Annotated in this window: 1 protein-coding gene; it reads left to right on the forward strand. The window is 66.1% G+C overall.

Annotated elements, in window-relative coordinates:
* Window positions 1–1,322 (forward strand): Ig-like domain-containing protein (locus PZBJ_RS24135; RefSeq protein ID WP_240632906.1); only part of this gene is annotated, 1,322 nt, incomplete at both ends.

The raw sequence follows: 1,322 nt of genomic DNA on the forward strand, positions 1-1,322 counted from the left end.
AAACGGCACCTGGGAGTTTCACGCGAAGGCGCAAAACGGCGACGTTATCAGCGGCTGGACCGGGAAATTTATTCTGAAGTACGTTGCTGCCGCCGGACCGGTGATTACCGATGCGCTGGACAACGTCGGCCCGGTAACCGGCAGCCTGAGCAGCGGCGCGTCCACCGATGACAGCACCCCGACCCTGCGCGGCACCGGCCCGGCCAACAGCGTCATCACCCTGCGCTACAAGCTCGGCAGCGGCAGCTACGCCTCCACCACGGTGAGCGTGGATAACGCAGGCAACTGGTCGTGGACGCCGTCCGGGCTGGCGAAGGGCAGCTGGACCTTTGAGGTGCAGAACGCCGGCCAGAGTGGCTGGAACAGCTTCCAGCTGACCATCGATCCGGACCTCGATCGTTACCCGACCATCGACAGCGCGCTGGATAACGTCGGCCCGGTGACCGGCAGCCTGAGCAGCGGCAGCAGCACCGACGACAGCACGCCAACCCTGCGCGGCAGCGGCCCGGCCAACAGCACCATCACGATGCGCTACAAGCTTGGCAGCGGCAGCTACGCCAGCACCACGGTAAGCGTGGACGGCAACGGCAAGTGGACGTGGACGCCGTCCGCGCTGGCCAACGGCAGCTGGACCTTTGAGGTGCAGAAAGCCGGCCAGAGCGGCTGGAGCAGCTTCCAGCTGACCATCGATCCCACCGTGGACCGCGATGCCGTGATCAACAGCGCCTGGGATGACTTCGGCGCCGTGACCGGCACCATTGCCAACGGCGGGACCACCGACGACAGCACGCCAACGCTGCGCGGCACCGGCCCGGCCAACAGCAGCATCGCACTGAAGTACAGCAACGGCGACCGCAGCGGCGGCATCATGGTTAAAGTGGACGCCAGCGGGAACTGGACGTGGACCGCGCCAGATCTGGAGGACGGACACTGGACCTTTGAGGTGAAGAAAGACGGTCAGGAAAGCGCGAGCCGCTACGAGCTGACCATCGATTCCAACGCGGATCGCAACGCCAGCATCGACAGCGCGTTCGACAACGTCGGCCCGGTGACGGGCAGCCTGAGCAGCGGCAGCAGCACCGACGACACCACGCCGACCCTGCGCGGCAGCGGCCCGTCCAACGGCACCATCACGCTGCGCTACAAGCTCGGCACCGGCAGCTACGCCTCCACCACGGTGAGCGTGGACAACACAGGCAACTGGTCGTGGACGCCGTCCGGGCTGGCGAAAGGCAGCTGGACCTTTGAGGTGCAGAAGGCCGGCCAGAACGGCTGGAGCAGCTTCCAGCTGACCATCGATCCGGACCTCGATCGCTACCCGA

The sequence above is a fragment of the Pantoea endophytica genome, from assembly GCF_002858935.1.
Taxonomy (GTDB): Bacteria; Pseudomonadota; Gammaproteobacteria; order Enterobacterales; family Enterobacteriaceae; genus Pantoea; species Pantoea leporis.